The 273-nt window shown below is 48.0% G+C and carries 1 rRNA gene; it reads right to left on the bottom strand.

The annotated features are described in order from the left end of the window. Positions 1-264, bottom strand: a 23S ribosomal RNA gene (locus tag CES79_RS12460); the annotation flags it as partial. Positions 265-273: the final 9 nt, after the last annotated feature.

Genomic DNA, 273 nt, shown 5'->3' with positions numbered 1-273 from the left:
TCCCACTTCGCTCGCCGCTACTATGGGAATCGCAATTGCTTTCTCTTCCTGTGGGTACTTAGATGTTTCAGTTCCCCACGTCTGCCAATACTTAGCTATGTATTCACTAAGCATTAATCATCGACTAGGATGATTGGGTTTCCCCATTCGGAAATCTCCGGATCAAAGCTTACGTACAGCTCCCCGAAGCATATCGGTGTTAGTCCCGTCCTTCATCGGCTCCTAGTGCCAAGGCATTCACCATGCGCCCTTGATAACTTAACCTCATCACTA

The sequence above is a fragment of the Secundilactobacillus silagei JCM 19001 genome, from assembly GCF_002217945.1.
Classification (GTDB): Bacteria; Bacillota; Bacilli; order Lactobacillales; family Lactobacillaceae; genus Secundilactobacillus; species Secundilactobacillus silagei.
This window is presented reverse-complemented; position numbering and strand designations above follow the sequence as displayed.